The organism is Alloalcanivorax sp. C16-2, assembly GCF_046507615.1.
GTDB lineage: Bacteria > Pseudomonadota > Gammaproteobacteria > Pseudomonadales > Alcanivoracaceae > Alloalcanivorax > Alloalcanivorax marinus_A.
Genome location: NZ_JBKFTL010000001.1, coordinates 1928272 through 1947220, shown reverse-complemented (window position 1 = coordinate 1947220; position 18949 = coordinate 1928272). Strand labels below are relative to the sequence as shown.

The 18949-nt window shown below is 67.0% G+C and carries 20 protein-coding genes; 7 read left to right on the top strand and 13 right to left on the bottom strand.

Annotation, left to right across the window (positions count from 1 at the left end):
* Nucleotides 1-41 precede the first annotated feature (41 nt).
* The 4 genes from ACLD02_RS08990 to ACLD02_RS08975 all read left to right on the top strand — a co-directional run bounded on the left by ACLD02_RS08990 (nt 42) and on the right by ACLD02_RS08975 (nt 3748).
* Complete coding sequence (locus ACLD02_RS08990; RefSeq protein WP_410298513.1) at nt 42-2387, top strand: TRAP transporter large permease subunit; 2346 nt, start codon at nt 42-44, stop codon at nt 2385-2387.
* A 120-nt stretch (nt 2388-2507) separates the two neighbouring features.
* Nucleotides 2508-2663 (top strand): hypothetical protein, encoded by a 156-nt coding sequence (locus ACLD02_RS08985; protein ID WP_203100949.1) that lies wholly within the window; start codon nt 2508-2510, stop codon nt 2661-2663.
* A 3-nt stretch (nt 2664-2666) separates the two neighbouring features.
* Nucleotides 2667-3011, top strand: coding sequence for a PilZ domain-containing protein (locus tag ACLD02_RS08980; RefSeq protein ID WP_203100947.1), 345 nt, complete (start codon nt 2667-2669; stop codon nt 3009-3011).
* A complete protein-coding gene (locus ACLD02_RS08975; protein WP_203100937.1) occupies nt 3008-3748 on the top strand; it encodes a class I SAM-dependent methyltransferase in 741 nt (246 codons plus the stop codon). Before ACLD02_RS08980 ends, ACLD02_RS08975 begins: the two co-directional genes overlap by 4 nt.
* A gap of 25 nt (nt 3749-3773) precedes the next feature.
* Here ACLD02_RS08975 and ACLD02_RS08970 read toward each other — a convergent pair whose 3' ends face one another.
* Genes ACLD02_RS08970 through rnd form a run of 5 tightly spaced genes read right to left on the bottom strand, consistent with a single transcriptional unit; the run spans nt 3774 to nt 6458 of the window.
* Nucleotides 3774-4223, bottom strand: a complete 450-nt coding sequence (locus tag ACLD02_RS08970) for an HIT domain-containing protein (protein WP_203100935.1) — start codon at nt 4221-4223, stop codon at nt 3774-3776.
* Nucleotides 4220-4582 (bottom strand): hypothetical protein, encoded by a 363-nt coding sequence (locus ACLD02_RS08965; protein WP_338015162.1) that lies wholly within the window; start codon nt 4580-4582, stop codon nt 4220-4222. Before ACLD02_RS08965 ends, ACLD02_RS08970 begins: the two co-directional genes overlap by 4 nt.
* Before the next feature lie 29 nt (nt 4583-4611).
* Complete coding sequence (locus ACLD02_RS08960; RefSeq protein ID WP_410298512.1) at nt 4612-5073, bottom strand: YcgN family cysteine cluster protein; 462 nt, start codon at nt 5071-5073, stop codon at nt 4612-4614.
* Nucleotides 5042-5344: a YcgL domain-containing protein gene (locus tag ACLD02_RS08955; RefSeq protein WP_203100934.1), complete on the bottom strand. Its 303-nt coding sequence runs from the start codon at nt 5342-5344 to the stop codon at nt 5042-5044. The genes ACLD02_RS08960 and ACLD02_RS08955 overlap by 32 nt, the downstream gene beginning before the upstream one ends.
* A 7-nt stretch (nt 5345-5351) precedes the next feature.
* Entirely contained in the window at nt 5352-6458 is a 1107-nt protein-coding gene (gene rnd, locus ACLD02_RS08950; protein ID WP_410298511.1) for a ribonuclease D, read from the bottom strand.
* Between the two features lie 113 nt (nt 6459-6571).
* Between rnd and gpmA the strand changes: the two genes are divergently transcribed.
* Nucleotides 6572-7318, top strand: coding sequence for a 2,3-diphosphoglycerate-dependent phosphoglycerate mutase (gene gpmA, locus ACLD02_RS08945; protein ID WP_203100932.1), 747 nt, complete (start codon nt 6572-6574; stop codon nt 7316-7318).
* A gap of 90 nt (nt 7319-7408) precedes the next feature.
* On the opposite strand, the gene ACLD02_RS08940 is transcribed toward gpmA, so the two are convergent.
* Nucleotides 7409-8404: a lipase secretion chaperone gene (locus ACLD02_RS08940; RefSeq protein ID WP_410298510.1), complete on the bottom strand. Its 996-nt coding sequence runs from the start codon at nt 8402-8404 to the stop codon at nt 7409-7411.
* A gap of 176 nt (nt 8405-8580) precedes the next feature.
* On the opposite strand from ACLD02_RS08940, the gene ACLD02_RS08935 reads away from it, so the two are divergent.
* Both ACLD02_RS08935 and ACLD02_RS08930 read left to right on the top strand, forming a co-directional pair.
* Nucleotides 8581-9510 carry a lipase family alpha/beta hydrolase gene (locus tag ACLD02_RS08935; RefSeq protein ID WP_203100930.1) on the top strand — a complete coding sequence of 310 codons (930 nt, stop codon included), beginning with the start codon at nt 8581-8583 and terminating at the stop codon, nt 9508-9510.
* A 193-nt stretch (nt 9511-9703) separates the two neighbouring features.
* The gene (locus tag ACLD02_RS08930) at nt 9704-10705 is read left to right on the top strand and encodes a putative solute-binding protein (RefSeq protein ID WP_410298509.1); all 1002 of its coding nucleotides are present in this window, start codon (nt 9704-9706) and stop codon (nt 10703-10705) included.
* Nucleotides 10706-10711: 6 nt separating this feature from the next.
* Here the strand turns inward: ACLD02_RS08930 and ACLD02_RS08925 are convergent, their stop codons facing one another.
* From ACLD02_RS08925 to bcsD, 7 genes are all read right to left on the bottom strand, one after another.
* Nucleotides 10712-11854, bottom strand: a complete 1143-nt coding sequence (locus ACLD02_RS08925) for an acyl-CoA dehydrogenase family protein (protein ID WP_410298508.1) — start codon at nt 11852-11854, stop codon at nt 10712-10714.
* Nucleotides 11855-12051: 197 nt separating this feature from the next.
* The gene (locus ACLD02_RS08920; protein WP_410298507.1) at nt 12052-13422 is read right to left on the bottom strand and encodes a phosphomannomutase/phosphoglucomutase; all 1371 of its coding nucleotides are present in this window, start codon (nt 13420-13422) and stop codon (nt 12052-12054) included.
* 30 nt (nt 13423-13452) lie between these two features.
* Nucleotides 13453-15099 carry a glucose-6-phosphate isomerase gene (pgi, locus tag ACLD02_RS08915; RefSeq protein ID WP_410298506.1) on the bottom strand — a complete coding sequence of 549 codons (1647 nt, stop codon included), beginning with the start codon at nt 15097-15099 and terminating at the stop codon, nt 13453-13455.
* The gene (locus ACLD02_RS08910; RefSeq protein WP_410298505.1) at nt 15099-16403 is read right to left on the bottom strand and encodes a UDP-glucose dehydrogenase family protein; all 1305 of its coding nucleotides are present in this window, start codon (nt 16401-16403) and stop codon (nt 15099-15101) included. The genes pgi and ACLD02_RS08910 overlap by 1 nt, the downstream gene beginning before the upstream one ends.
* A gap of 28 nt (nt 16404-16431) precedes the next feature.
* Nucleotides 16432-17313 (bottom strand): UTP--glucose-1-phosphate uridylyltransferase, encoded by an 882-nt coding sequence (locus ACLD02_RS08905; RefSeq protein ID WP_410298504.1) that lies wholly within the window; start codon nt 17311-17313, stop codon nt 16432-16434.
* 103 nt (nt 17314-17416) lie between these two features.
* Entirely contained in the window at nt 17417-18484 is a 1068-nt protein-coding gene (locus ACLD02_RS08900) for a glycosyl hydrolase family 8 (RefSeq protein ID WP_410298503.1), read from the bottom strand.
* Nucleotides 18474-18947 carry a cellulose biosynthesis protein BcsD gene (gene bcsD / locus ACLD02_RS08895; protein ID WP_410298502.1) on the bottom strand — a complete coding sequence of 158 codons (474 nt, stop codon included), beginning with the start codon at nt 18945-18947 and terminating at the stop codon, nt 18474-18476. The genes ACLD02_RS08900 and bcsD overlap by 11 nt, the downstream gene beginning before the upstream one ends.
* Nucleotides 18948-18949: the final 2 nt, after the last annotated feature.

Below are 18949 nucleotides of genomic sequence, written 5' to 3'. Positions count from 1 at the left end.
AACGACAAAAACCAATAACGATAAAAACAAGGATAACGATCATGGGGAAACGGCCCTCCGCCCTGCTCCACCGCTCGCCGCAAGAATGGCTGTCGACGCTGCCCGTTCTGTTGTTGCTGGTGTTGGTTGTGTTTCTTTCATCCGGGCAGATCATTCATTCCCAATTGCTGAAAATCGGCGAAGCCACCTGGGAGGAATATTTTCTGCTGCGCACCGCCGGCCTGACCCCGGCACCGGAGTGCGATCGCGACCCGAACATCGACCAGCGCGTCAACGAGATCGCCGAGAGACGCAAGGCGGAAGCGGATTCCGACCCGCTCGGCGATCTGCTTGGCGGCGGCGCCGTGAACCGCGACGCGATTCGCGACTCCCTGCTCGCCGCCCGCGCCAACTGCCGCGACAAGTGGGACCGCTATCAAACCGTTGAGGAAAAGGTCACGCCCAGCGTGGTGACCTTCCGCAACATCGAGGGCGGCCTGGCCGCGCTGGTGGCCACCCTGGGCGACTACAAGCGCCTGCTGCTGGCGCTGCTACTGCTGATCTGCGCCACCACCACCACCTTCCAGCGCCACCATATCGCCCTGCGACCATCGCGAACCCGCAAGGACCATCTGATTTCCAACCTCGCCCAGGTGGCCTCCAATTCGCTGCTGCTGGTGTCGGCGCTGGTTTATCGTGCCTCCGACCTGCGCGCCGCCCAGGCGGGTGTCACCGTCGATGCCCTCTATCTGCATTCGGTGTGGATCGCCGGTTTCGCCATCCTCACCGCCGCCGCCGTTTACCAGCTGGTGCGTCCGCCCCGCGATCTGGAAGAAGGCGGCTCCTGGGGCAAGGCGTTCCTTACCATTCCGCTGTTCAGCTTCATGTGCATCTCCGCCTCGATGCAGTTCTACGGCCAGGGTTATTTCCACGGCGTCAGCGTGTACATGAACATGATGATGGAGCTTTCCACCCTGTTCCTGAATCTGGCGCTGTACATCTGGATCGGCATGATGCTCAAACAGACCCGGCTCACCCACATCGTCTTCGACGTGATGCGGCCGTGGAATCTGTCACCGGAACTGATGAGCGTGGTGGTGCTCGCCTTCGCCGCCGTGCTCACCGCCTATACCGGCGCCTCCGGCATCTTCGTGATCGCCGCCGGCGCCACCATCTACCGCGAGCTGATCCGGGTCGGCGCGCGCAAGCAACTGGCTCTGGCCGCCACCGCCATGTCCGGCTCCATGGGCGTGGTGCTGCGGCCCTGCCTGATCGTGGTGGTGATCGCCGCGCTCAACAAGAACGTGACCACCGCGGAAATGTTCTCCGCCGGCGGCAAGGTATTCGCGCTCAGCCTGCTGGTGTTCTTCATTTACAGCCAGTTCGCGCGTACCACGCCGGCGCGCATCGCGCCCTTCGCGCAGGCGCTGCCGGCCAGCCTCAAGCGCATGGTGCCACTGATGCCCTACGGCATCGTGGTGGGCGCCGTGGCGCTGTTCTTCAACGACCTGCTGGACCGGCAGCTGGACGAGTTCTCCGCGCCCATCATCCTTCCGGTGATGCTGCTGGCGATCCTTATCTACGAAAAACTGAGCCGCCATGTGGTGCATCTGTTCGCCCTGTTCATGGCCGCCATGCTGGTGCTGTCCTGGCAGGAAGTGTGGCACGGCTACCAGGCGCTCACCGCCGGCGCCGCCTCTCCGCCGGGAAACCCTCTACCCGGGAATATGGCCCCCCAGGAACTGGAAGCGATGTTGTGGGAGGATTTCTGGCGCAACCTGATGTTCATGGTGTTCCTGCTGGTCACCTATCTGGTGCCCGGCGACAAGGACCCGCACTACGCGCCGGAACAAGGCGTGGCGGAAAACTTCGAAGGCTCCATGCGCTTCGCCACTTCCGAGACCACCGGCCACATCGGCGCGCTGCTGATGCTGATGGCCATGTCCATGGGCGCCGCCGGCATTATCGAGCGCTCCGGTGTGCTGGAGGCGCTGCCGGAAACCTTCGGCTCGATCTGGATCGCCGCCGGCTTCTTCGTGGTGGCCCTGGTGCTGGTGGGCATGTTCATCGACCCGCTGGGCGCGGTGATTCTGGTCAACGCCGCCATGGCGCCCATGGCCGAGGCCAACGGCATCAGCTCGCTGCACTTCTGGATGATCGCCCTGGTCGCCTTCGAGCTGGGTTACCTGACACCACCGGTGGCGCTCAACCATCTGCTGACGCGGCAGGTGGTGGGCGACGACGAGGTGGAGAGCGCCAAGCTCAAGACCGGCAGTTTCTTCCGCCGTTACGAGAAATTCCTGCTGCCGATCAGCGTGATGCTCACCGCGCTGCTGATCATCGCCTTCCTGCCGCTGATTTCCGATAGCGTGCACGGCTGGTTGTTCCAGCGCATCGAGGCGGGCTGAAGCCATCGCGGCCGCTGAGCGGGCGTTTCGCGGCTAAAGCGGAACGCCCGGCGGGTTTTCTCCGGCCCGGGGATATTGGATACTCTCGTGACAATGTCATCCAGCCGACACGAGGTCACCATGAACCGCCCGCAACCCCAGCGCGCCGGAGGCCGCCCCACCGAGCCCCTGCCCAAATCCTTCAAACCGGCCCTGACGCTGCTCGGCGTACTGTTCCTGGTTACCGCCGGCATCGCCGTGGCCGCCGCGGTGGTGGACCGCCTGATCTACGGTTGACCCATGGCGTCCCGGGAAGAACATCGCCATCACCCTCGTCATCACGCCCCCACCGGCGTGGCCCTGACTCTGCGCCGGGAAACCGGCGACGATGAGCCTCTGCACCTGCTATGCCGGGACGTATCCCGCACCGGCCTGGGGGTCACCTTTCCCCATGCCATCCACCCGGACACCGATGTGGAACTGTGGGTGAGCCTGCCCGACCAGGCCGCGCCGCTGCACCTGTTCGGCACCGTGGCCTGGTGCGCCGCGCCGTTGGGGCAATGGCGCGCCGGCATCGCCCTGGACCTGGAGCGCAGTGACGGCCAGGCCTGGGAAGCCCGCTTCGAAGGCTCGGACCGGCCATGAACAACGCCTCCGGCGGCCCCCTGTTCCAACGCGGCGACCACTACCAGAACCACCGCCCGGATTACCCGCCGGCGTTGTTCGCCGGGCTCGCCGAACGCAGCCCCGGCCGGCGCCGCGCGCTGGATCTGGGCTGTGGTAGCGGCCAGGCCTGCCGGGCGCTGGAACCCCATTTCCAGCAGGTGCTGGGCATCGACGTGAGCCTGGAGCAGGTAAGCGCCGCCCCCGCCGGCGCCAGCCGTTACCTGGTGGCGCGCGCCGATGCCCTGCCCCTGGCCGACGCCAACCTGGATCTGATCACCGTGGCCCAGGCCCTGCACTGGTTCCCATTGCCCGCTTTCTTCCATGAAGCCGGGCGGGTGCTGCGCCCCGGCGGGCTGCTGGCGATCATCAGTTACGGACTGTGCAGCGTGGACGGACTGGATGGGCTGATCGAGGATTTCCACGACCGGGAGCTGCGGCCCTGGTGGCCGGCGGCGCGCTGGCAAGTGATCGAAGGCTACCGACGGGTGACCCTGCCCTGGCCGGAAAGCACGGTGCCCAACCCCGGCGATATCGAACGCCGCTGGCGCTGGCGCGACATGGCCGGCTACCTGGACACCTGGTCCGCGCTGGTGAAGGCCCGCGCCGCCGGCGAGGACCCGCTGGCGGCGTTTCTGCCGCTGCTGCGGGCACGCTGGGGCGAACAGGAAAGGACCGTGCGCTGGCCGTTGCGGCTGCGCTGCTGCGCGCGGCCTTGAGGCGGCGTTCCGCTTCAGTCGCGATTCAGGCCTTGGGGAAATGCTCGGCGAGCAGCCCGGCCAGCCGGTCCAGGCGATGGCGGCGCTTGGCCAGCCCGAAGATGTTCATCATGCGGGTGCCCCAGGTCAGGGCGGTGGCCAGGGTGTCGCCCCCCCGGCGCGGAATCACATGCACATGCACATGGGGCACGTGCTGGTTGGCCTCGCGGCCGTCGTTGACGATCACGTTGTGCGCCAGCACGTCCAGGCCGGCCAGCTTCTGGGCACGGATGGTACGCCGCGCCAGCTCGAACAGGTGCGCGGTGAGCTCCGGCGACAGCTCCTGCAGCAGCACATGGTGCTCCACCGGAATCACCAGGCAATGCGCCTCGCGCACCGGAAACAGGTCCAGCAGCACCATGGCCCGCTCATCTCGGTAGACCACGCTGCCCGGCAGCTCACCGGCGAGGATGCGACAAAAGACGCAATCGCTCACTCCACCTCCGCGTCACCATCGTCGTGATAGCCGCCGTACTTGCGATGGCGTCGCCACAGCTCCGCCAGGGCCACCAGCAACGCCACCACCACGATGGCCAGCAAGGGCCCGCCGGCGCGCCAGGAACTCATCTCTTCCTGGAACAGACCGTCGAACAGCGCCGCCACCCAGGCCGGCGCCAACTGGCCGTGTTCCGGCGACACCGACCAGGGCGTCAGCAGCAGGGCCGCGCCCACCGCGCGCAACGGCAGGCGCAGCGAAGTCATGAACGGCCGGGTGATGTACCACAGCACGAACAGCACCCCCACACTACCCAGCAAATAGGCGAACCATCCCCACATATAGGCTTTCGTCGTCACGATTACTCCAAGATTCGGTCGGGGCGGCGTCAGCCCACCCAGTGAACAATATGCTCTTCCAGGTCGTCCTCGGCCACCCCCCGTTCGGACACCACCCTGCCACTGACGCTGATGCCCGCCTCACGCACGGAGTCGGCGCGACCGGAAATCAGCGGGTGCCAGGAAGCCAACGGCTGGCCGTTGGCGCGGCGGCGGTAGGCGCAGGTGGCCGGCAACCAGTCAAAATGCCGGGCCACCTCGGTGGTCACCGGCATGCAGTCAGGCACGTAGCGCTGGCGCTCAGGGTAAACGGTGCACCGGCAGACGGCATCGTCCAGATAAGCGCAGGCCACGTTGGTGAAGGCCACCTCGCCGCTGTCCTCGTCCTGAAGTTTAACCAGACAACAGCGTCCACAGCCATCGCAAAGCGCTTCCCACTCCGCTTCGTCCAACTCTTCCAGCGGTCGTTCCCAGAAACGCTCACGCATGGCGCGGACGGTCCGGGTGGCCATTGGCCAGGTACAGGTCCTCATCCGGCGGCGGCGGCATCTGCAGATAAAAGCCCTGCTCACGGATGCGCGCCATCACCTGATCCACCTCGACGCGGGCCAGGGGCCGCTCCGGGGTAAGGATCATGTCGGTCACATGGCGCGGCGCGCCGAACTGGCTGATCAGCGCCTCGGGCAGATCCTTGAGCCCCTTGGTGCGCTCCACGTACAGGTACATGCCCTCGCGGCGCGGACTCTTGTAAATGGAACAGAACAGCTTGCCTTCCAGGGTCATCGGTCTCTCACAGCAATTCGAGCAGGGGCCGGGCCACCAGATCATGGCGCCAGCCGGTCAGCGGCTCGGGCAACCGCCCGGGATCGCGCACCAGCGCCTCCAGCCAGCGCCGGCGCACCAGCACATCGGGCTTGAGGCCCAGATCATCGGCGATCCGCGACACCGCCTCGCGCAACCTCTTGACGGTCTGGCGCTGGGCCGGCTCCAAGGGGCCCGGCAACGGCGCCGGCGGCGTCGCGCCAGCGGCGTCGGCGGCCAACGCCAGAAGGGTGTCGCCATCGCGGCGGATCGCCTTGGGATGCATACCCAGCTCGCGCAGCCGCTCCCGGGACAGCGAACCGGCCCGGCACAGATCCAGCAAGGTATTGTCGCGCACCACGAACCCCTTGGGCAGATCCCGTTCCCGGGCGGTATCCTCGCGCCACTGGGCAAGCACCTCCAGCACCGCCAGCTCCTGGCCGCGCAGGGTACCCGCGCCCTTCACCTGACGCCAGGCGTCGCCGGGCTCGGCGCGTTTGAGCGCATCCTCGCGCAACCGCGCGCACTCCTCGCGCCACCAGGCCTCCCGGCCCAGCCGCGCCAGTGCCTCGCGCAGGCCATCGGTCAGCTCCGGCAGGTATTTCACGTCGTCCACGGCGTAGCGCAACTGCTCCTCGCTGAGCGGTCGCTTGAGCCAGTCGGTGCGGGTCGCCCCCTTGGGCAGGCTCACTCCCAGCCGCCCCTCCACCAACCGCTGATAGCTGAGCTGCATGTCCTCGCCGATCAGCGCGGCGGCGATCTGGGTGTCCTCCACCGCCGCCGGGTAGGCCCCGGAAAACGCCGCCAGGGCCTCCAGATCCTCGGAGCAGGCATGCATCACCAGGGGCCGCTCCGCCAGCGCCGGCGCCAGATCCGCCGCCGCCACCCGGGTGGTGTCGATCAGGCGGATCGCCTCGCCGTCGTGCACCTGCACCAGCGCCAGACGCGGGTAGTAGGTGCGCTCGCGCATGAATTCCGTGTCCAGATAAAGCGGCGCCCCGGCGGGCAGGCGGGCGGTCCATTCCCCCAGCGCCTCGGCGCTGTCGCACCAGATATAGGTCATGTCGATCCATGGCTTGCCAATGATCCCGCGCATTATACGGATCGGAGCCGCCCCCCGAAACGCGGCCGACCGGCCTACAACGCGCGGGCCGGTTTCTGGTACCATTCGCCGCCGTCACGATCACGGAAACCGCACAGGAACCGCCCATGAGCACCAAACTGGTACTGGTCCGCCACGGCCAGAGCGTCTGGAACAAGGAAAACCGCTTCACCGGCTGGAAGGACGTGGATCTCACCGAGCAGGGCCGCGAGGAAGCGCGTCAGGCCGGCGAGCTGCTGAAGGAAGCCGGCTTTGAGTTCGACATGGCTTACACCTCGGTGCTCAAACGCGCCATCCGCACGCTGTGGACCATCCTCGATGGCATGGACCAGATGTGGATTCCGGTGACCCGGGACTACCGCCTCAACGAACGCCACTACGGTGCCCTGCAAGGGCTCAACAAGGCGGAGACCGCCGAGAAGTACGGCGACGAGCAGGTGCTGATCTGGCGCCGCAGCTACGATACGCCGCCGCCCAAGATGGACCGCGACGACGAGCGTTACGCCGGCCGTCTGCGCGTCTACAAGGACCTGGACGAGAGCAAGATTCCGCTGTCCGAGAGCCTCAAGGACACCGTCGCCCGCTTCCTGCCCTACTACCAGGCGGAAATCGAGCCCCAGGTGCGGGCCGGCAAGCAGGTGCTGATCTGCGCCCACGGCAACAGTCTGCGCGCCCTGGTGAAACACCTGAGCGGCATTTCCGACGAGGACATCGTCAAGCTCAACATCCCCACCGGGATTCCCATGGTCTACGAGCTGGACGACGATCTGAAGCCGATCAAGAACTACTACCTGGGCGACGAGGAAGCCGCCGCCAAGGCCGCCGAGGCGGTGGCCAACCAGACCAAAGGCTGAGTCGAATCGCGACTGAAGTGGAGTGCCGCCCAGTCGCTCCTACGGCAGAATTTACGACGTAGGAGCGACTTCAGTCGCGATCACCCGGCGTCACCGGATACGATCCAACGCCTGCACCCGCCGCTGCTCCTGCTGGTCGAACAGGCGCGCGCGCAGGGCCCGCACCTGGGCGTCCCGGTCCTCCGGCGCCAGGCCACTGTGCAGAATCCCCTCGCGCTGCTCGCGGTACTCATCATAGCGCCGCTCCCATTCCGCCCGCCGATGATCCAGATCCGCCAGCCGCTCCGCCGCCTCGGCGCCCAGTTCCCGCTCACGCAGCTGGTACACCCGCGCCTCCGAGGCGCCCTGCTCGCGCAGCCGGTCCACCTGCGCCGCCACCGACACCGGGCGCCGGGTGGCTTCCACCATGGCGCGCAACCGCGGCGCCAGGTCGGCCTCCAACGCGCTCACCCGGGCCGCCTTCTCCTCAGCGCTCAGGGCCGGGTCCTCAAGAATGGCGCGCCGGTCCAGGGCGAAGCTGTCATAGCGGTCACGGAAACCGAAGAATGCCTCCCGGGCCTCGGCGTCGAACCAGCGCCGACGCAGCGCCCGCCGCTCCTCCAGGCCGCGGCGCAGGGCGGCGGTGTTGTTATCCGGGCTATCGAGCCCGCGTAGCGCCGCCCGGTAGCCGGTGTAGCGCTCGAACAAATCCCAGGCCTGGCGCGCCGCCGCCGGCGGCAGCGCCGCGTCCAGGTGTGCCGCCACCCGGGCGCGCAGCACGTTGAGATCCTCCTCGCCGAGGGCGGAAAGGAAGTAATCGAAGCGCCGCCGCACCTCCTCGGTGACGATCAAGTCGCCGTTGTCGTCCACCCGCAGGGCACCGTCCGGCTCGGTGCCGCGCCAACTGGCCGGCTCGCTCTCCAGCCGGGCGCCCCGGGCGGCGAAGGTGGCGAAATCCGAGCCCCCCTGGAAGGCCGGTCCGGCGGGGGCCCCGGTGGAAGCGGCGGCCACCGCCGGGCGCGCCGGGCCACCCGCACCGTCCCGCCACCACCAGGCCGCGCCGGCCACCAGCAGCAGCGCGCTCAGCGCCACGATCATGATTCTCATCCCTGTACTCCGTCTTGTTGTTATCACCGCTGATCGGATTACGACTTTTTTATTAGTGCAACACCGGCAAGAGCGGCGCTAGTCTTAGCTTGAACCTTCACTTCCCGGGAAGGTTCCCGCCAACAGGACCTTGGCGCATAACCAACAATTCAACAACAACACAAACAGGGAAGCTTATGAAAACGTTGCTCCAGGCGCTGCTGAGCGCCCTCATGCTCGTGGTGCTGTCGGTGCCGGCCCAGGCCATCGCCGATTACACCGCCACCCGTTACCCCATCGTTCTGGTCCATGGCCTGTTCGGCTTCGACACCGCCGCCGGCGTGGACTACTGGTATCGTATCCCCGAGGAACTGCGCCAGGGCGGCGCCGAGGTCTACGTGGCCCAGGTGAGCGCCGCCGAGGACACCGCCGTGCGCGGCGAGCAGCTGGCGCGCCAGGTGGAAACCATCCTCGCCAGCACCGGCGCCGAGCGGGTCAACCTGATCGGCCACAGCCACGGCGGCCCCACCACCCGCTACGTGGCCTCGGTGTACCCTGAGTACGTGGCCTCGGTGACCAGCGTCGGCGGCGTCAACTGGGGCGCCCGGCTGGCGGACGTGCTGCAGGGCGTGGTTGATAACGTGCCCTTCTCCGGCAACCTGATCGGCTACCTGGGCAACGCCCTGGCCGGGCTTATCGACCTGTTCTCCGGCGGCGGCAACGAGCAGGACATCCTGGCCGCGCTCAAGGCGCTCACCACCGCCGATACGGTGGCCTTCAACCAGCGGTATCCGGAGGGCATACCGGCCCGCTACTGCGGCGACGCGCCCCGGCAGGCCGCCAACGGCGTTTCCTACTTCTCCTGGAGCGGCGCCAAGACCCTCACCAATGTTCTCGACCCGTCCGACCCGTTCCTGGCGGCCACGTCCATCGTGTTCCTGGGCGAGCCCAACGATGGCCTGGTGAGCAGCTGTTCCAGCCATCTGGGCATGGTGATCCGCGATGACTACCGCATGAATCACCTGGACGAGGTCAACCAGGTGCTCGGCCTGCACGATCTGTGGAGCACCGACCCGGTGAGTCTCTACCGGCAGCAAGCCAACCGGCTGAAGAATTACAGCTTCTAGGCCGGCGGACTATCGCGACTAAAGTCGCTCCTACGGTGGGGGTACGTGGTAGGAGCGACCGGGCGGCGTTCCGCTTTAGTCGCGATCGGCCCGGCGGGTGACCGAAACGCTCACTCACCCGGGCGCCAAGGTTTTGTGTCCTGGCGCCACCCGCCTACCATCCGGACAGAGACCCGGATGAAGGACCATAACCATGACAAAACGCTTCAGCGCCCTCCTGGCCGCCGCCACCCTGTTGCTGGCCGGCGCCGCCCAGGCCCAGGAGCAGATCGAACGCGACATCTGCGTATTCGATATCGCCGGCCAGATGGGCCCCACCATGGCCGCCATGAAGGACTGGCGCGCCGCCGCGCTGAACTGGGGCCTGAAGGCCAACCTGCGCGTCTACACCAATGAGCAAGTGGCCGCCGAGGACCTCAAGGCCGGCCAGTGCGATGCCTCCCTGATCACCGGGCTGCGCGCCCGCCAGTTCAACAAGTACGCCGGCACCCTGGACTCCATCGGCGCCCTGCCCACCATGGAGCACATGAAGCTCGCCCTGCGCGTGCTGTCGCACCCGAGCCGCGCCGAGCAGCTCACCGCCAATTCCTACGAGGTGATCGGCATCGCCCCCATCGGCGCCGCCTACCTGTTCGTCAACGACCGGGAGATCAACTCCCTGGCCAAGGCCGCCGGCAAGAAAGTGGCGGTGCTCGATTTCGACCCCACCCAGGCCAAGATGGTGGCCGCCGCCGGCGCCACCCCGGTGCCCTCGGACATCACCAACTTCGCCGGCAAGTTCAACAACGGCTCCGTGGACGTGATCGCCGCGCCCCTGGTGGCCTACAACGTGCTGGAACTGTACAAGGGCCTGCAGCCCGACGGTGGCATCATCGATTACCCGCTGTTGCAGCTCTCGATCCAGCTGGTGGGCAAGGAAGACCGGTTCCCGACGGAGATCGCGCAGAAGTCCCGGGAGTATTTTTACGACAACCTGGACAAGGTACTGGAGCAGCTCAAGCGTGAGTCGGATCAGGTCGACCCCAAATGGTGGGTGGACATCCCCGACGAGGACAAGCGCGAATACGAGCTGATGATGCAGGACTCCCGGGACCAGCTGCGCAAGGAAGGCTACTACGACGGCGACATGCTGGACCTGCTGCGCAAGATCCGCTGCAAGCTCGACAGCTCCCGGGCGGAGTGCACCGCCGGCTGACGCTAGCTAGAGCCCCAGCCGCTTGGCGATCACCTCGTTCATGATCTCGTAGGTGCCGCCGCCGATGGACAGGATGCGGTTGTCCCGGAACAGCCGCTCCACCACGGTGCCACGCATGTAGCCGGCGCCGCCGAAGATCTGCACCGCGTCCCAGGTCACCCGGTCGGCGCATTGCGTGGCCTGGTTCTTGGCCATGGACACGTCCAGCACGCAGTCCTCGCCGTTGGCGATGCGCGCCGCCGTGCGGTAGGTGAATTCCCGGCTCACGGCCACCTGGGTGGCCATCTCCGCCAGCTTGTGGCGGGTCACCTGGAAGCCGGCGATGGGCCGGCCAAAGGCCTGGCGCTCCCTGGCGTAGGCCATGGCCTCTTCCAGCGCCACCTGGGCGGTCATGTTGGCGGTCACCGCCAGGATCAGCCGCTCCATCTGGAAGTTGCTCATGATGCAGTAGAAGCCGCCGTTCTCCGGGCCGATCAGGTTTTCCGCCGGCACCCGGCAGTCCTCGAAATACAGCTCGGCGGTATCGGACGCCCACCAGCCCATCTTCTTCAGCTCCCGGCCCACGGTGAAGCCCGGGGTACCCTTCTCCACCAGCAGCAGGGACACACCGCCGAAACCGGCGCCGCCGGTGCGCACCGCCACCGTGTAGTAGTCCGCGCGCACGCCGCTGGTAATGAAGGTCTTGGCGCCGTTCACCACATAGTGGTCACCATCGCGGGTGGCCTTGGTGCGCAGGTTGGCCACGTCGGAGCCACCGCCGGGCTCGGTGATCGCCAGAGCGGCGATCTTGTCGCCGGCCAGCACCGCCGGCACCACCCGCTCCTGCAGGGCCTCGGAGCCCCACTTCCACACCGGCGGCAGGCCGATGTCCAGGGAGCCCAGGCTGGCGCCCACGCCGCCGGAGGTACAGCGGGTGATTTCCTCGCAGGCGGCCACCTTCATGAACACGTCCTCGCCGCTGCCGCCCCAGCGTTCCGGGGCGCCGATGCCGAGGATGCCGGCGTCGGCCGCCTTCTTGTACAGCTCACGGGGGAAGGTGCCGGCCTCCTCCCAGTCGTTCACCTGGGGCAGGATCTCGCGTTCCACGAACTTGCGCACGGTGTCGCGCACCATCTCGTGGGTTTCGTTGAAATAGGACAGGTCGGCCACGGTCGCTCCTTGTTCTTGAATCGGGGGGCTTTGATCGGGTGCGCCATAAACCAAGCGCTTGCTTGGTTTGAGGATAGCAGAGAGGGGTTGGGGTGTGCCATTGGGTTTGGGGGGATCGCGACTGAAGTCGCTCCTACAGCATCAAAGACCGCCGTAGGAGCGACTTCAGTCGCGATAGGGAGGTGGCAGCGGTGGGCTCAGCCCACCGCCTGAATGGCCTGCTCGATGGCGGCTTCGAAGCGCTGGCGGATGCGCGCCAGGGTGGCGTCGTCGCGGGCTTCGTAGCGGGTCACCAGCTTCGGCGAGGTGTTGGAGGCCCGGCACAGACCCCAGCCGTCCGGGTAATCCATGCGGATACCGTCAATGACCCGGCGCTCGCCCTCGCCCAGGTCGGCGTGCTCCTGCAGGTACTCGATGATGGCGAACTTGTTCTCCTCGGTAACCTGGATCTGGATCTCCGGGGTGGAGTGCAGGCGCGGGAAGCGCTGGAAGAAGCTCACCGCGTCGCCGTCATAGCGGCTGAGAATGCCCAGCAGCCGGGCCGCCGCCAGGGTGGCGTCGTCAAAGCCGTACCAGTCCTCGGCGAAGAAGATATGGCCGCTCATCTCGCCGGCCAGCAGGGCGCCGGTTTCCTTCATGCGCGCCTTGATCAGCGAGTGGCCGGTGCGCCACATTTCCGGCTCGCCGCCGGCCTTTCTGATCACGTCGAACAGCTCGCCGGTGCATTTGACGTCGAAGATCACCTTGGCGCCGGGCACCCGGGAGGCCAGGTCCTCGGCCAGGGCCATGAGCAGAATGTCCGGGTAGACCACGTCGCCATCGGGAAGCACCACGCCGAGCCGGTCGCCGTCGCCATCGAAGGCCAGCCCCAGGTCGGCGTTTTCCTCGCTAACGGTGGCGATCAGGTCCTTGAGGGTTTCAATGTCGCCCGGGTCCGGGTGGTGGTTGGGGAAGGTGCCGTCCACGTCCGCGTACAGGGGCACCACGTCGCAGCCGAGCAGCATCAGTGCCTCCGGGGCGGTAACGCCGGCGGCGCCGTTGCCGCAGTCCACCACCACCTTGAGCGGGCGCGCCAACTGATGGCGGCGTTGCACGGCGTTCAGGTAGGCGGGCAGCACGTCCCGTTGCTCGCGAGTGCCCTCGCCTTCGCTGAAGTCCCCGCGCTGAATGCGGGCCTTGAGAGCCTGGATGGCATCACCGGACAGCGCCGTGCCCTGAATAACGATCTTGAAGCCGTTGTAGTCCGGCGGGTTGTGGCTGCCGGTGACCATCACGCCGGAGTCGGCGTCGTGGTAATGGTGGGTGGCGAAATACAGCACCGGGGTGGGCACCAGGCCCACTTCCACCACGTTGCAGCCGCTCGCCTGCAGGCCCCGGGCGAGGCCGTCCACCAGCGCCGGGGAAGACAGCCGGCCATCGCGGCCCACCGCCACGGTGTCGCCGCCCTTGGCGCGCACTTCCGTGCCGATGGCCAGGCCGATCAGACGGGCCGCGTCCACGGTGAGGGTGTCCTCGTAAATGCCGCGGATGTCGTAGGCGCGGAACAGAGTGTCTGCCAGTTCAGTCATGGGATGTCCTTAATCCTTGAATCCATGAAGTCAGGAGCTTTGCTGGGCGCGGATATAACCGGCCAACGCCCGGGTGGAAGCGTCCAGGCCGTCACTGCCCTCACCGCTTTCCAGCACCCGAATCATATCCTTGGCGATTTTCTTGCCCATTTCCACACCCCATTGATCGAAGGGGTTGATGCCCCACAGCACCGCCTGCACGAACACCTTGTGCTCGTAGAGCGCCACCAGGGCCCCCAGGTGGCGGGGGGTGAGTTCGTCCATGAGCAGCGTGGTGCTGGGCTGGTTGCCCCGGTAGCGCTTGTAGGCCGGGGTATCGCCATCATCGTCCAGCGCCCGGTCGCCCAGGGCCAGCAGCCGCGATTGCGCCAGGCAATTGGCCAGGGTCAGGGAGTGCTGTTCCTCCAGCGGCCGCAGCTCGGCGCTGTTGCCATCCAGGCCGTGGCGGGCGGCGGCGATGAACTCACAGGCCACCGGCTGGGTGCCCTGGTGCAGCAACTGATAGAAAGCGTGTTGGGCGTTGGGCCCCACCTCGCCCCAGATCACCGGGCAGGTGTGGTAGTCCACCAGTTCGCCGTCCCGATCCACGGATTTACCGTTGGACTCCATCTCAAGCTGCTCCACGTAGGCGGGCCAGTGCTTGAGCCGGCCATCGTAGGGCAGCACCGCGCGGGCGGTGATATCCAGGTAGTTCAGGTTCCACACATCCACCAGGCCCATCAGCACCGGCAGGTTGGCCTCCCAGGGCGCCTCGCGGAAATGGCGGTCCAGATCGTGGGCACCGGCCAGCAGCTCCCGAAAACCGTCCATGCCGATGGTCAGCGCGATCGGCAGGCCGATGGTGGACCACAGCGAATAGCGACCGCCCACCCACTCCCAGAACAGCAGCTGGTTGTCCTCGTGGATGCCCCACTCGCTCATGCGCTCGGGCATGGCGGACACGCCGATGAAGTGGCAGCGCAGCACCGCGCCGTTGCGGTCCGGGAAGGCCTGCTCCAGCCAGTAGCGGGCGGTGGCCGCGTTGCTGAGGGTGTCCACCGTGGTGAACGACTTGGAGGACAGCACGATCAGGGTGGTGGCCGGATTCAGCTCATCGAGCAACGGCACGATCTGGCTGCCGTCCATGGACGACACGAAGTGCAGCCGCGGACGCTGGCCGTTGGCGGGCCGGTGCTCGTGCAGGGCCACCGAGGCCATCAGCGGGCCCAGATCGGAGCCGCCCACGCCCACGTTGACCACGTCGGTGATGGCGTCGCCTTCGCAGCCGCGCCACTGGCCGGAGAGAATCCGCGTGACCATGCGTTCCATGCGCGCCAGCTGGTCGCGCACCGGATCGTCCTTGCCCTCCTCCCGGCCCGGTTCGCGCAGCCGCCAGTGCATGGCGGCGCGCCCCTCGGTCCAGTTCACCTCGCCGCCTTCGAACAGGCAGCGCATCCAGGCGTCCAGGCCCCGGGCGTGGGCCAGCCCACGCAGTTTGTCCAGGGTCTCGGGGTTGAGACGCTGCTTGCTGAAATCCGCCAGCAGCCCGCAGGCGCTCAGGCTCAGGCGCTGGAAACGCTCCGCGTCCTCGGCGAACAGATCGGCCAGGTGCCAGTGGCGGGCCTGGCCGGCGTGGTCGCGCAGGGCCTGGTCGGCGGCCCGGGCGGCGTCAACGTCGTGCAGGGGAATGCCACTCATCAGCGTCTCCCGATGCCGTAGTAGGTGAAGCCCTGGCGCGTCACGTACGCCGGGTCATAGATGTTGCGCCCGTCCAGGATCAGCGGCGTGTGCATGGCGTTCTTGAGGTCGTCCCAGTCCGGGCCCCAATAGGCTTTCCATTCGGTGACCAGCATCAGGGCATCGCTGTCGCGGGCGGCGTCGTAGGGATCGTCGTGCAGGGTCAGCGTGCCCTTGTCCCGGGCCCAGGCGGCCAGTTCCGGCAGCGCCAGGGGATCGTGCACGTGCACGTCCACGCCCTGGGCCCAGAGCGCTTCGATCAGACGCAGCGCCGGGCCGTTATCAACCCGGTCGGAGCCGGGCTTGAAGGCGGCGCCCCACAGGGTCACCCGGCGGCGGTCCACCTCGCCTTCGTAATGGCGCCAGAACTTGCGGAACAGAACTTCCTTCTGGCGCTCGTTGATCTGCAGCACCTGCTCAAGCAGCTTGGCGCCCACCCGGCGCCGGCGCAGGGTGTCGGTCAGGTTCATCACGTCACGGCTGAAACCCGGGCCACCGAAGCCGCAGCCGGCGTACAGATAGGCTTCGCCGATGCGCGGGTCGGAGCCCACGCCCTGGCGGATTACGTCGATGTCGACGCCCAGTTCCTCGGCCAGCAGCGCCATGTCGTTCATGTAGCTGAGCCGGGTGGCGAGCATGCCGCTGATCGCCACCTTGGTGAACTCCGCCTCGCGGGGTTGCATCACCTGCAGCACGTCGCGGCGGCGGTTATAGGGGCGCAGGAGTTCGCGCATGGTCACTTCCGCCTCGCGGTCGTCGCAACCGAGCAGAAGATGATGGGGGCGGGTGAAGGAGGCCAGCGCCATGCCTTCCTGAAGGGTATCCGGCAGGCACACCACCGGGGTGGCCGCGCCCTGCTCGCGCAGCCCTTTTTGCAGTTGCTCGGTGCTGCCCACCGGGAACACGCTCTGATTGATCAGCAGGCGGGCGCCACCGCGCCCGGCCCAGGCGGCCAGGTGCTCGGCGCGGTCGAAATCACCGGGCTGCAGGGCCAGGCACACCACCGGGGCGGGTTCGCTCACCGCCGGTTCGCCATTGGGGTCGGCCAGGCCCGGCTCGTCGGTACGGCAGTCCAGCCGCCCGGCGCGACGCTGGCCGGTGACCAGCTCCGCCAGGCCGGGCTCCTGGTAAAGCACCCGGCCGTCGTCCAGAGCCCTTGCCACCCGGCCGGGTGGCAACCACCAGCGCACCCGATGGCCGCTTTGCGCGAAGGCGGCGGCGGTGACCATGGCGCACAGGGTGTCGCCAAACATGTCGATACGCATTTATGGCTCCTTTGCAATGCGTTCCGCTTTAGCCGCGATTCGCCTTGGCGATCAAATCGCGGGCGGCGCCACCGATCTCCGGGTGCTTGAGCGCGTAATGCAGAATTGCTTCCAGGTAACCTTCCTTGCTGCCGCAATCAAAGGTGCGGCCGAGCATGGCGTAGGCTTCCACCGGCGCGTCCCCGATCAGGGTGGCCAGGGCGTCGGTGAGCTGGATCTCGTCACCGGCCCCGGGCGGAGTGTTGGCGAGCAGTTCCATGACCACCGGCGGCAGCACATAGCGGCCCACCACGGACAGGTTGGAAGGCGCCACCTCGCGGTCCGGCTTTTCCACCACGCCGCGCATCGGCGCGCTCTCGCCGGCCGCCGGTGGCGCGCCGTCCAGGTCGGCGATGCCGTACTTGTGCACCAGTTCGTCGGGCACCTTCTCCACCATGATCTGGGCGGCGCCGTTGTCCTCGAACCGGCGGATCATGTTGGCCAGGTCGTTGCCTCGGCCATCGTCGTCCACCAGCACGTCCGGCAGGATCACCACGAACGGCTCGCCGGCCACCGCGTTGCGCGCCTGCCAGACCGCGTGACCCAGGCCCAGGGGCGGGCCCTGACGCACGCTGATCACCTGCACGCCGTCGGGCAACGGCTTGCTCACCGTTTCCAGCAGCGCGGTCTTGCCCTTGGCTTCAAGCTGGGCTTCCAATTCCGGGTGGCCGTCGAAGAAATTCTCGATGGCGGTCTTGCTGCCATGGCTGACCAGGATGATCTCGGTGATGCCGGCGTTGACCGCCTCCTCCACCACGTAATCAATGGCGGGCCGATCCACGATCGGCAGCATTTCCTTGGGGATCGACTTGGATGCCGGCAGCATGCGGGTTCCGAACCCGGCCACCGGAATGACCGCTTTCCTGACCATGAACACTCCTTTAGCAAAAAAACACGGGGCCCGTCGCCCCTCCCCTGTATGGAACCAGGAAGCCCGGATGCGTTCCGAACCGGGGTCGCGCCCGCCGGCCTAATTACAGTTTTTTACCGTCCTGCCCCATCAGCAGTGGCGCCGGGGCGGCGGCGATCCGGCTGAGCATCTGCAAGGAGGCGCTGTAATAATCCTCGTCGCGCGGCGGCACCAGGGCAATGCGCCCGGCGCGCCCCTGGATCAGGGCACGTACCGCCATGCCACCGGCGGACAGCGGGTATTCCGCTTCTTCCTCGCTGATCACGTCCACCCAGGCCGGGGGCTTCGGTTGCAGCCAGAAGCGGCGCACGCCGTCCAGGGCCGGGGCCGCGCCGAACCCCCACCAGTAAAGGTAGAGGGGCACGCGCACCGCCTCGAAGCCAAAGCGGGTGGGCCATTCCCCGGCCGGGCTCACGTCGCCATTTTCCTCCAGCCGCAGCCAGTCCGGCGGCAGCTGATGTTTACCGAAGCGTGACACGTTGAGCAGGCGCATGCCATCGTACATCAGGCGCCGCCAGGGGCCGTCCGGCTCCAGCCGCGCGAAATAGTCCAGCGCCGGCATCACCCAGTAAGAGAGATTCAACTGCACGTAGCCATCCTTGCGAAAACCATCCCGGGCCGGCAGCAGCACCAGGTAACCGCCGTACTCGGCGATCAGATAACGGCGGATGGCATTGCGGGTATCGATGGAGGCGGCCACGTAACGGGGTTCTTGCCACTTGCGCCCGGCCAGTTCCAGGGCCCAGGCGATCAGCAGATCGCCGTCGGTGGCGTTATTGCGGTCCACGGTGGCGGGGTCGGCGTCCGGCTCGAAACGCCAGGTGTAGAGATTGTCCACCTTGCGGTGCAGGTGGTCGTTGGTCCAACGGAACAGTTTCTCGAAACGGTCGGCGTCGTCGAAGTAGACCGCCATCAACATGCCCCAGCCCTGGCCCTCGGTGTGGCTGATGTTGCCGTTGCCGGTGTCCACTACCCGGCCTTCTTCGCTGATGAAGCGGGTCTGGTAAGCCCGCCAGCCCGGGTCGGCGGCGCGCGCCACCCCGATCATGCTCAGTGCCAGCCAGACCAGGGCCAGCACAAGGGCGAAAGCGGTCGATGGCGCTCTCGCGACGTCATCATCGTCAACAGCCATAACAGAATTCCAGCGGCCCATCCGGATTGGCCTTGAGTATCTGCACCTCCACGGTGCCGTCCCCGCCCTGGTCGCGCAACCAGGCGCCGTAGGCGCCGGCCAGCATCGCCGCCAGCGCGGCGGCCCAAGTGTCCTTGACCGCGCCTTCCAGGCGCGGCCAGGCATCGTGCACGATCACGATCATGTCCGATTCACTGTAAAACTGACACCAGCCCCAGTCGAGCTGGTTCCAGCGGCGGTTGGCCGCCGCCTCCAGGCCTTCCAGGGTGTCCTGCTCGTCGATGGGCAGGTCGCTGGCGATCTTGGCGCCCAGATGGCCAAAGAACGCCAGCATATCGTCGCTGCCGGCGCTGGCATTGAGTTCCTCCACCAGGGCGGTCATGAACAACCGCCACTGGCCGGTGAATTGCCGCCCCCGGAAGTACTCCAGGCTGCGAGCCTGATGCGCGCTCTTCTTATCCATGA

Bases quoted from the DNA above. Each gene is read 5' to 3' on its own strand.
- ACLD02_RS08935 (WP_203100930.1), top strand. From the start codon at position 8,581: ATGAAAACGTTGCTCCAGGCGCTGCTGAGCGCCCTCATGCTCGTGGTG.
- pgi (WP_410298506.1), bottom strand. From the start codon at position 15,099: ATGAGTGGCATTCCCCTGCACGACGTTGACGCCGCCCGGGCCGCCGAC.
- ACLD02_RS08910 (WP_410298505.1), bottom strand. From the start codon at position 16,403: ATGCGTATCGACATGTTTGGCGACACCCTGTGCGCCATGGTCACCGCC.
- ACLD02_RS08985 (WP_203100949.1), top strand. From the start codon at position 2,508: ATGAACCGCCCGCAACCCCAGCGCGCCGGAGGCCGCCCCACCGAGCCC.
- ACLD02_RS08960 (WP_410298512.1), bottom strand. From the start codon at position 5,073: ATGGCCACCCGGACCGTCCGCGCCATGCGTGAGCGTTTCTGGGAACGA.
- gpmA (WP_203100932.1), top strand. From the start codon at position 6,572: ATGAGCACCAAACTGGTACTGGTCCGCCACGGCCAGAGCGTCTGGAAC.
- ACLD02_RS08980 (WP_203100947.1), top strand. From the start codon at position 2,667: ATGGCGTCCCGGGAAGAACATCGCCATCACCCTCGTCATCACGCCCCC.
- ACLD02_RS08955 (WP_203100934.1), bottom strand. From the start codon at position 5,344: ATGACCCTGGAAGGCAAGCTGTTCTGTTCCATTTACAAGAGTCCGCGC.
- rnd (WP_410298511.1), bottom strand. From the start codon at position 6,458: ATGCGCGGGATCATTGGCAAGCCATGGATCGACATGACCTATATCTGG.
- ACLD02_RS08990 (WP_410298513.1), top strand. From the start codon at position 42: ATGGGGAAACGGCCCTCCGCCCTGCTCCACCGCTCGCCGCAAGAATGG.
- ACLD02_RS08930 (WP_410298509.1), top strand. From the start codon at position 9,704: ATGACAAAACGCTTCAGCGCCCTCCTGGCCGCCGCCACCCTGTTGCTG.
- bcsD (WP_410298502.1), bottom strand. From the start codon at position 18,947: ATGGATAAGAAGAGCGCGCATCAGGCTCGCAGCCTGGAGTACTTCCGG.
- ACLD02_RS08940 (WP_410298510.1), bottom strand. From the start codon at position 8,404: ATGAGAATCATGATCGTGGCGCTGAGCGCGCTGCTGCTGGTGGCCGGC.
- ACLD02_RS08920 (WP_410298507.1), bottom strand. From the start codon at position 13,422: ATGACTGAACTGGCAGACACTCTGTTCCGCGCCTACGACATCCGCGGC.
- ACLD02_RS08975 (WP_203100937.1), top strand. From the start codon at position 3,008: ATGAACAACGCCTCCGGCGGCCCCCTGTTCCAACGCGGCGACCACTAC.
- ACLD02_RS08905 (WP_410298504.1), bottom strand. From the start codon at position 17,313: ATGGTCAGGAAAGCGGTCATTCCGGTGGCCGGGTTCGGAACCCGCATG.
- ACLD02_RS08900 (WP_410298503.1), bottom strand. From the start codon at position 18,484: ATGGCTGTTGACGATGATGACGTCGCGAGAGCGCCATCGACCGCTTTC.